Origin of the sequence: Aromatoleum toluolicum, from assembly GCF_012911005.2 — a bacterium.
GTDB classification, from domain to species: domain Bacteria; phylum Pseudomonadota; class Gammaproteobacteria; order Burkholderiales; family Rhodocyclaceae; genus Aromatoleum; species Aromatoleum toluolicum.
In genome coordinates this window covers 39374-48726 of sequence record NZ_WTVS01000045.1, presented here as the reverse complement: position 1 = coordinate 48726, position 9353 = coordinate 39374, and the positions used below count along the sequence as shown (strand labels likewise).

6 protein-coding genes are annotated in these 9353 nt (G+C 65.6%); 3 read left to right on the top strand and 3 right to left on the bottom strand.

Features of this window, described 5'->3' with window-relative positions:
- Positions 1 to 174: 174 nt before the first annotated feature.
- Positions 175 to 1362 (bottom strand): acetate/propionate family kinase, encoded by a 1188-nt coding sequence (locus GPA27_RS19165; protein WP_169142086.1) that lies wholly within the window; start codon positions 1360 to 1362, stop codon positions 175 to 177.
- Entirely contained in the window at positions 1359 to 2771 is a 1413-nt protein-coding gene (locus tag GPA27_RS19160; protein ID WP_169142085.1) for a bifunctional enoyl-CoA hydratase/phosphate acetyltransferase, read from the bottom strand. The genes GPA27_RS19165 and GPA27_RS19160 overlap by 4 nt, the downstream gene beginning before the upstream one ends.
- Before the next feature lie 192 nt (positions 2772 to 2963).
- On the opposite strand from GPA27_RS19160, the gene glmU reads away from it, so the two are divergent.
- Both glmU and glmS read left to right on the top strand, forming a co-directional pair.
- Positions 2964 to 4322, top strand: a complete 1359-nt coding sequence (gene glmU, locus GPA27_RS19155; RefSeq protein ID WP_169142084.1) for a bifunctional UDP-N-acetylglucosamine diphosphorylase/glucosamine-1-phosphate N-acetyltransferase GlmU — start codon at positions 2964 to 2966, stop codon at positions 4320 to 4322.
- A gap of 15 nt (positions 4323 to 4337) precedes the next feature.
- Positions 4338 to 6164 (top strand): glutamine--fructose-6-phosphate transaminase (isomerizing), encoded by a 1827-nt coding sequence (glmS, locus tag GPA27_RS19150; RefSeq protein ID WP_169142083.1) that lies wholly within the window; start codon positions 4338 to 4340, stop codon positions 6162 to 6164.
- A gap of 297 nt (positions 6165 to 6461) precedes the next feature.
- Here the strand turns inward: glmS and GPA27_RS19145 are convergent, their stop codons facing one another.
- Positions 6462 to 7451 (bottom strand): cupredoxin domain-containing protein, encoded by a 990-nt coding sequence (locus tag GPA27_RS19145; RefSeq protein ID WP_211165106.1) that lies wholly within the window; start codon positions 7449 to 7451, stop codon positions 6462 to 6464.
- A 409-nt stretch (positions 7452 to 7860) separates the two neighbouring features.
- Between GPA27_RS19145 and GPA27_RS19140 the strand changes: the two genes are divergently transcribed.
- Positions 7861 to 9351 carry an aldehyde dehydrogenase family protein gene (locus GPA27_RS19140; protein WP_211165105.1) on the top strand — a complete coding sequence of 497 codons (1491 nt, stop codon included), beginning with the start codon at positions 7861 to 7863 and terminating at the stop codon, positions 9349 to 9351.
- The last annotated feature ends 2 nt before the right edge of the window (positions 9352 to 9353 follow it).

Sequence of the window (9353 nt, the reverse complement as noted above, 5' to 3'; positions counted from 1 at the left end):
GTTGGGGTGGGGATGGGTTATGCAGCCGTCGCAGAAACCCATCCCCATCCTGTCCTGGGAGCCTCCGCTTCGCTCCGTCGCTCAGACGGCGCGGAGCGGTGCTCTGCGAAACCCCGTCTTCGCCCCCTTGAAGGGGAAGGAACCTGCTATCGACGCGGCGGGCAATTATTCGACTTAGTGGTGCGCCAGCCGCTCCAGCGTGTAGCGGGCAATCATGCCTTCTTCGTTGGTCGGCACGACGGCGACGGCCACCCGGCTGTCGGGGGCGTCGATGCGCAGCGCGTGCGCGTCGTTCGCTTCCGGGGCGATGGCGACGCCCAGCCAGGCGGAGAGTTTCGCGACCTGGGCGCGCACCTGCGCGGCGTGCTCGCCAATTCCGCCCGTGAATACGAGTGCATCGAGACCGCCGGCCGCGGCGGCGAGCGAGCCGATTTCGCGGGCGATGCGGTAGCAGAACAGATCCACCGCTTCTCGCGCCTCGCGGGCATCGGATGCGAGCAGGGTGCGCATGTCCTGGCTGATGCCGGAGACGCCGAGGAGGCCGGACTCCTTGTACAGCAGGTTGGTCAGGGTCTTGGCGTTCATGCCCTTCTGTTCCATCAGGTAGAGCAGCACGCCGGGATCGAGGCTGCCGGTGCGCGTGCCCATCATCAGGCCCTCGACGGCGGTGAAGCCCATCGTCGTGGCGACGCTCTTGCCCTCGCGCAGCGCGCACATCGACGCGCCGTTGCCCAGGTGGGCGATCAGCACCGCGCCGTTCGCGCGTTCGCCGATGACGTCGGGGAGCTGGCGCGCCACGTAGTCGTAGGACAGTCCATGGAAACCGTAACGCTTGACGCCCTCGGCGCTGATCGCGCGCGGTAGCGCGAAGGCCTGCGCAAGCGGGGATTGCGTGCGATGGAAGGCGGTGTCGAAGCAACCGACCTGCGGAATCTCCGGGATCAGCGCTGCGACGGCGCGCACGGCGCGCAGGTTGTGCGGCTGGTGCAGCGGGGCGAGCGGGATGAAGCCTTCGAGGTCGCGCAGCACCGATTCGTTGAGCACCACCGGTGCGCTGTGGAGTTCGCCGCCGTGCACGATGCGGTGTCCTGCTGCGACGACGTCGAGATCGGGATTGTGGGCGCTCAGCCAGCGGAACAGGTGGTTGAGCGAGTCCTTGTGCTGTTCGCCCTGGCTGCCGCCGGTCAGCACCGATTCCTGATAGTGATTGCCGTCGGCGTCCTTGGCGGACAGCTGCGGCGTCGCGCCGATGCCTTCGATCTGTCCGGACAGGGCGGGGTTGCGGGCGAGCTCCGGTTCGATCGGGAAAAGAGCGAACTTGAGGCTGCTGGAGCCCGCGTTGATGACGAGGACCGACTTCATGCGAGACGCGCCTCGCGCTTCTTGTGTGCGATGAGCTGGGCGATCGCACACGAGGCGGCGCGCGTTTCGGCGGTGTCGGCACGGCTGGTCAGCACGATGGGCACGCGCGCGCCGAGCACCACTCCGGCCATCAGCGCGTTGGCAAGGTATTCGAGCTGCTTGGCGACCATGTTGCCGGACTCCAGATCCGGCACGACGAGGATGTCGGCGTTGCCGGCGACCAGCGAGCGGATGCCTTTGGTCTTGGCGGCAACGAGCGACACGGCGTTGTCGAAGGCGAGCGGGCCGTCGAGGAGGCCGCCCTTGATCTGGCCGCGGTCGGCCATCTTGCACAGCGCGGCGGCATCGATGGTCGAGCGGATCTTCGACGTGACGGTCTCGACCGCCGAGAGGATCGCGACCTTGGGCTCGGGCAGGCCCATGACGTGGGCGAGGTCGATCGCGTTCTGGATGATGTCGACCTTGTCCTCGAGGGTGGGCTCGATGTTGATCGCGGCGTCGGTGATCAGCAGCGGGTGCGGGTAGGTCGGCACGTCGGCCATGAACACGTGGCTGATGCGGCGCGACGTGCGCAGCCCGCCTGCCTTGGAGATGACGGCGCTCATCAGCTCGTCGGTGTGCAGCGAGCCCTTCATCAGCGCTTCGACCTGGCCCTCGCGCGCCAGCGTGACGGCGGTTTCGGCCGCCTCGTGGCTGTGCGCGACGTCGATGATGCGCACGCCGTGCAGGTCGATGCCTTCCTGTTCGGCGACTGCGCGAATCTTCGTCTCCGGGCCGACCAGCACCGGAATGACGAGGCCGGCCTGGGCAGCCTGGATCGGGCCGCGCAGCGACTCGGCATCGCAGGGGTGGGCGACGGCGATCGGAATCGGCGCCTTGCCCGCCGTGATCGACAGCAGGTGACCGTAGCGCAGCTCGCGGTCCGAGATCGTGACTTCGGGGAGGTGGATGCGGGCGCGCTTGATCTTCTCGGTCGGCGCCTGCACCTCGGCGACGCCGTCGATGACCTTCAGGCCGTCCTGGTTGAGCGCGAGGCAGTCGAGCACGATGTGATGGTTGTGCTCGAACTTCTCGCGGCAGGTGACGGTGATCGTGAGCGTGTCGCCGATCGTGATCGGGCGGTGGAAGTTGAGCCCTTGCGAGACGTACACGGTGCCGGGGCCGGGGAATTCGGTGCCGAGGATGGTGGAGATCAGCGTGCTGCCCCACATGCTGTGGCCGACGACTTCGCGGAACTGGCTGGAGCGGGCGAATTCGGTATCGACATGGGTCGGGTTCACGTCGCCCGACATGATGGCGAAGAGGTGGATGTCGTCGGGCCGCAAGGTGCGGACGAGCTGGGCACGGTCGCCCACCTGGATCTCGTCGAAGGTGCGGTTCTGGATGAAGTCGGTGACGTTGCGATCCATGGTCGGTGTGTTTCCGTTGCGATGCAAAAACTGCATTTTAGGCGCCTTATCAGAGATTTGCCTGCTGCACTGTAAAAACGTGTTTGCGCTGCCGCATCCGTGTTTCATCCGTGCGACAGTGCCGTGTGCCGCGCGGGGCGGCTCGGGCTGCATGCTAAAATCGCCCGCGGTTCGAACAGGGATGGGGCTTTCATGGAAGTAGTGATTCTCGCGGCCGGGCAGGGCAAGCGCATGCGTTCGGTATTGCCCAAGGTGCTGCAGCCGATCGCCGGACGGCCGATGCTGGCGCATGTGATCGGGGCTGCCCGCTCCCTTGACGCGTCGCGCATCTGCGTCGTGTATGGGCATGGCGGCGAGGTCGTGCGCGAGCGCATGCAGGACGCGGCGCTGCGCTGGGCGCGGCAGGAACCGCAACTGGGCACGGGGCACGCGGTGCAGCAGGCGCTGCCGGAGCTGACCGACGGCGAGATGGCGCTGGTGTTGTACGGCGACGTTCCGCTGATCGGCGCGCCGACGCTGCGTCGCCTGCAGACCGCCGCCGGCAGCGGCAAGCTTGCTCTGCTGACGGTGGAACTCGACGACCCCACCGGTTACGGGCGCATCCTGCGCGACGCCGACGGCCGTGTCACGCGCATTGTCGAGGAGAAGGATGCGAGCGCCGAACAGCGCCGCGTGCGCGAAGTCAATACCGGCATCCTCGTGGCGCCGGTCGCACGCCTGCGCGACTGGCTCGGGCGCATCGGCAACGACAACGCACAGGGCGAGTACTACCTGACCGACATCATCGGCCTGGCGGTCGCCGAGGGCGTCGACATCGTCACGGTGCTGCCGGACGCGGTGTGGGAGACGCTGGGCGTGAATAGCAAGCCGCAGCTCGCCGAACTGGAGCGCATCCACCAGCGCAACATCGCGCAGCGCCTGATGGACGCCGGCGTGACGCTGCTCGATCCGGCGCGCATCGACGTGCGCGGCGAGCTCGAATGCGGTCGCGACGTCGAGATCGATGTCGGTTGCGTGTTCGCGGGGCGCGTGGAGCTCGGCGACGACGTGCGCGTCGGCGCGAACTGCGTGATCCGCAACGCGCGCATCGGCGCGGGCACCCGGATTGCACCCTTCTCGCACATCGAGGACACGGTGACGGGGCGCGAATGCGTGATCGGCCCGTACGCGCGCACGCGCCCCGGCACGACGTTGGGCGACGACGTGCATCTGGGCAACTTCGTCGAGGTCAAGAACAGCGCGATCGCCGACCATTCGAAGGCCAACCACCTCGCCTATGTCGGCGATGCGGACGTCGGCCGGCGCGTGAACATCGGCGCGGGCACGATCACGTGCAACTACGACGGCGCCAACAAGTTCCGCACCATCATCGAGGACGACGTGTTCATCGGCTCCGATACCCAGCTCGTCGCGCCGGTGCGCGTCGGTCGCGGGGCGACGCTGGGCGCGGGCACGACGCTGACCAAGGACGCCCCGCCGGAGCAGCTCACCGTGTCGCGGGCCAAGCAGATCACCATCGCCGGCTGGAAGCGGCCGGTGAAGAAGAAGTAAGCCGGAGAAGAAATCATGTGCGGCATCGTCACAGCCATCGCGACGAAGAACGTCGTCCCCGTCCTCCTCGAAGGCCTGCGCAAGCTGGAATATCGCGGCTACGACTCCGCCGGCCTGGCCGTGCTCAATGGCGGGCTGCAGCGCGTGCGCGCGGCCGGCCGCGTCGCCGAACTCGCGGCGCGTGCCGATGAGCAGAAGCTCGACGCCGGCATCGGCATCGCGCACACGCGCTGGGCGACGCACGGCGTGCCGTCCGAGCGCAACGCGCACCCGCATGTGTCGGCGGGGCTGGCCGTCGTGCATAACGGCATCATCGAGAACTTCGAGGCGATCAAGCAGCGCCTGATGGCCCAGGGCTACGAGTTCGTCTCGGAAACCGATACCGAGGCGATCGCCCACCTGATCCACAGCAAGCTCGCGGTCCAGCCGGATCTCTTCGAGGCAGTGCGCCTGGCCACCAACGAGCTCGTCGGCGCGTACGCGATCGGCGTGATCAGCGAAACCGACCGCGCGCGCGTGATCGTTTCGCGCCACGGCGCGCCGCTGCTGCTGGGCGTGGGCGAGGACGGGATGTATGCGGCCTCCGACACGGCGGCGCTGCTGCAGGTCACGCGCAAGGTGATCTACCTCGAGGATGGCGACATCGCCGAGCTGCGCCTCGACGGCTACCGCATCGCACGCCCCGACGGCACGCCGGTCGAGCGCGCGACGCATGTGTCGAGCCTGTCGGCCGACGCGGTCGAGCTGGGCCAGTACCGTCATTACATGCAGAAGGAGATCTTCGAGCAGCCGCAGGCGCTGGCGAACACGCTCGAAATCATCGCCGGCGGCGGCTCGGTGACGCCGCAGCTGTTCGGCACCCAGGCGCCCGAGCTGCTCGGCGGTGTCGGGCGCGTGCTGGTGCTCGCGTGCGGCACGAGCTACCACGCCGGTCTGGTCGCGCGTTACTGGATCGAAGCGATCGCGAAGGTGCCGTGCAGCGTCGAGATCGCGAGCGAATACCGCTACCGCGAATCGGTCGCGAACCCCGACACGCTGGTGGTCGTGATCTCGCAATCGGGCGAGACCGCCGACACGCTCGCCGCGCTCAAGCATGCCAAGGTGCTGGGCATGGAGCGCACGCTGGCGATCTGCAACGTGCCCGAGTCGGCGATCGTGCGCGAGGCGGCGCTGCGCTTCATCACGCGCGCGGGTCCCGAGATCGGCGTCGCCTCCACCAAGGCTTTCACGACGCAGCTCGCAGCGCTGGCGCTGCTCACACTGTCGCTCGCCAAGCTCGCCGGCCGCCTGCCCGAAGCGGAGGAGGCGCGCCACCTGACGGCGCTGCGCCACCTGCCGGTGGCGGTGCAGAAGGTGCTCGATCTCGAGCCGGAGATCGAACGCTGGGCGCAACGCTTCGCCGGCAAGCAGCACGCGCTGTTCCTCGGCCGCGGCCAGCATTGGCCGATCGCGATGGAAGGGGCACTGAAGCTCAAGGAAATCTCCTACATCCACGCCGAGGCCTACGCGGCCGGCGAGCTGAAGCACGGCCCGCTGGCACTCGTCGACAAAGACATGCCGGTGATCGCAGTCGCGCCGGCCGACGAGCTGCTGGAAAAGCTGAAATCGAACCTGCAGGAAGTGCGCGCGCGCGGCGGCGAGCTGTATGTGTTCGCCGACGCCGGCAGCGAGATCCCCGAGTCGGAGGGCGTGCACATCCTGCAGATGCCCGAGAACTACGGCCTGCTGTCGCCGGTGCTGCACGTCGTGCCGCTGCAGTTGCTGTCCTACCATGCGGCGCTGGTGAAGGGGACCGACGTGGACAAGCCGCGTAACCTGGCGAAGTCGGTTACGGTGGAATGAGGGGTTGGCAGCGATAAAGTGATCTTGTTCCTGACAATTAAAGTCGAAAACTCGTCATTAAAGTCGAAAACTCGTCATTAAAGTCGAAAACTGGGCAATAAAGTCGAAAACTGGATTGCCTCATGAAAACGCCCGGCTCGTCCGGGCGTTTTCGTTAGTTGGTTAGGGATGAGGTTGAGCTGCGCGCTTCCACTCAGACGTCGGGTGCTCGGCCTTATGGAAAGCTATGCATAAGGCCGAGGAACAGTCGATGGTGGCCGTCTTCACTTCGGCCGGACCGGACGGTAAGACAGCGAGTCATGACAGACAGCATTCGGCCACAAGCCGTCGGTCGTGGTTGTCCGCGTTGAAGGAGCGGTCCTGGATCGCGATGGGAACCTCATAGAATCTCCCGAAGGGGTCGGCCCCCACCTCCGGGGCCGGACCGGGGAGAACCGGGTCCGGAAGATCGCCCGGTCCGCGGCGCAGGAGATAGAACCCGGCGGGGCCCGCGTAGACGTTCAAGCGGGTCATGCCCAGCGTATGGTCGTGATACCAGAACGTGCTCGCCCGCTGATCGTTCTCATACTGGAACGTCGCCGTGCCAGGCTCCCAGACCTCGCCGAACTTGCTGGAGAACTCGCTCTTGAAGAATTCGTACCACGTGCCCTCGCTGGCGAAGCCCGCGGGGATGTCGTTCGCCGCAGGCAGGTACCAGGCCTCGGCATAGCCGTCGCTTTCCTGGGCGCTGTGCCCCCCGTGCAGATGGGTCACGATCGGGACCGGGCCGGTATAGGGGCCCGGGGTGCTCGCGAAGCTCGGGCGCATGTCCCGGCCCGCGGCGCCGCCCGGCGGGTTAGCCCAATGGAGCATCGGATCCACCGCCAGGAGGTGGGGAAGGAAGTTCCCGTCGGCGTCTTTCAGGTCGTTGATCCACTTGACCCGGACCGGCCTGCCGTACCTGGCTTCGATGGTGAAGGCCGGGTAATTGAACGTATCCGGGTGGTTGGCCGAGCCGTAACTCCATACCGTCGTACGGGGCAGGGGGTAGGCAGGATCTGCTGCTGGAACTGCCGGACCGCGATCTCGTAGTAGTCGACTCGCCCGCCGCTTGTCTTGGGCATCGCCGGCGGGATGACCAATGGCATGGCGTATTTCGTGATTGAAGCGGGATCCAGCGTGCCACCCGGTATCGCGGCAAAGGCACGCCGGATGAACCCGAACTTGGTGAAAAGGAACGTCCCCGCGCCAGCCAGCGTACTGATTCTCAGGAATTCGCGCTTGGTCGTCATAACCGACTCCTGACATTGGCTGCGTAGCGGAGAGAAGTTGATTCGTCGTTCTGGCCGAAGAGAGTCGCTCGTCACGTCATTGATTCAACATAGCCTGCCACCGATGACATTCAAGCGAAATGTAACGACGGCGGACGGCTCATGGCCGTCTGCTGCTGTCGCGCTGTCAACGGTCGTCCCGTGCAGCTCTGCCGATGGGGTGCGGGTCGGTGCCCAGATGGACCTTCATGGCGCGGGCCCGGGTGGCGCATCGACGGTAGCGGGCGACGTGATGACACGACCGAGACGTTGAACCGCATTGAGTCGACATTATAAAAATGAAGCGCTTCATAAAAACGTTTACTTTGTCCTGGCACTTATATAAATTCTGATAACACGTGTTTTGGAAGCGCTACAAAAGTGAGTGGCTGAAGGATTGGGCTTGAATGCTGGAGCCGCCGGAGAGCCATGTGATTCACACGGATCGACGAAAGGAGAGGTCGGTGTTCAAGAACTTTATCGGTGGCGAATGGATGGAGGGTGTTGCGATCAACCGCAACATCAATCCCTCGAATCTGGACGACCTGGTTGGTGAATACGCGCGGGCAGACGAGGCGCAGGCGCAGCATGCGATCGATGCGGCATTCGACGCGCAGCAAACGTGGCAGCGCAGCACTGCGGAAGAGCGTGCCGATGCGATGGACCGCATCGGCACGGAGTTGCTGGCGCGGCGCGAGGAGCTTGGCCGACTGCTGTCGCGTGAAGAAGGGAAGACCTTGCCCGAAGGCATCGGAGAAGTGACGCGTGCGGGGCGAGTGTTCAAATTCTTCTCGGGCGAGGCACTGCGCCTCGGCGGGGAGCGCTTGCCGGCAATCCGCGCCGGGGTGGACGTGGACGTACACCGTGAGCCGGAAGGGGTCATCGGCATCATTACGCCGTGGAACTTCCCTATTGCGATCCCGGCATGGAAGATCGCTCCGGCCCTGGCTTATGGCAACTCGGTGGTGTTCAAGCCCGCCGATCTCGTGCCGGGCAGTGCGTGGGCGCTGGCCGAGATCATTGTGCGTGCCGGCAAATTACCTCCCGGTGTGTTCAACCTGGTGATGGGTGCCGGCTCCCAAGTCGGAAACGCGATGGTCAAGTCGCCCAAGGTTCGCGCCGTGACCTTTACCGGGTCGACCGGTACGGGGCGACGCATCGGGTTGGACTGCATGGAGCGGGGGGCGAAGGTGCAGCTCGAGATGGGCGGAAAGAATCCGCTGGTCATCGTCAACGATGCCGACCTCGATGTGGCGGTGTCGGTCGCGATCAACGGTTCGTTTTACTCGACCGGTCAGCGCTGCACGGGTTCGAGTCGCTTGATCGTCGAGGACGGCATCCACGACCGCTTCGTCGCTGCGATGGTCGAGAAGCTGTCGGCGCTCAGGATTGATGACGCTTTGCAGCCCGGCACCGACATTGGGCCGGTCGTCTCGCAGGATCAGCTCGATCAGGATCTGTCCTACATCGAGAGCGCGCGGTCCGAGGGGGGGCGTGTGGTGTTCGGCGGCGATCTGCTGCAGCGCGCGACCGCTGGCCATTACCTGTCGCCGGCACTGATCACTGACACCGAGAATGCGATGCGCATCAACCGCGAGGAGGTGTTCGGCCCTGTCGCGAGTGTCATCCGGGTCAGGGATTACGAAGAGGCCGTGGCGGTCGCCAACGACACCGTGTTTGGCTTGTCGTCGGGTATCTGCACGACCTCGTTGAAGCATGCGACGGATTTCAAGCGGCGATCGACGGCGGGGATGGTGATGGTGAATCTGCCGACGGCCGGCGTCGATTACCACGCCCCGTTTGGCGGTCGCAAAGGTTCGAGCTACGGGCCGCGTGAGCAGGGCAGTTACGCACGCGAGTTCTATACCTCGGTGAAAACAACCTACACGCTGGCGTGAAT